The organism is Streptomyces sp. WAC 04229, from assembly GCF_003947455.1.
GTDB lineage: Bacteria > Actinomycetota > Actinomycetes > Streptomycetales > Streptomycetaceae > Streptomyces.
The window spans coordinates 1-255 of the sequence record NZ_QHJH01000455.1 but is presented as its reverse complement, the minus strand read 5'-3'; the positions used below and the strand labels follow the sequence as shown (position 1 = coordinate 255).

The 255-nt window shown below is 73.7% G+C and carries 1 protein-coding gene; it reads left to right on the top strand.

The genetic code is table 11. The features are described 5' to 3' along the window. The coding region (locus DMH12_RS38835; RefSeq protein ID WP_148107626.1) for a helix-turn-helix domain-containing protein at positions 1–255 on the top strand (255 nt) is incomplete at both ends.

Below are 255 nucleotides of genomic sequence, written 5' to 3'. Positions count from 1 at the left end.
CCGTTCACGGCAGGCGGCTGCTCATCGAGCGTGTCCGCAGCGGCCGTCCCGTGGCACATGTCGCAGCCGAGATGGGCATCTCCCGCGTCACGGCCCACAAGTGGGTCCGCCGCTGGAGGTCCGAGGGTGAGCAAGGGCTGCACGACCGCTCCAGCCGGCCCCTGACGACACCGCACCGTACCCCGGCGGCGACCGAGACCCAGGTGTGCCGCCTGCGCCAGGACCGCAAGCTCGGCCCCGCCCGCATCGGCCCGA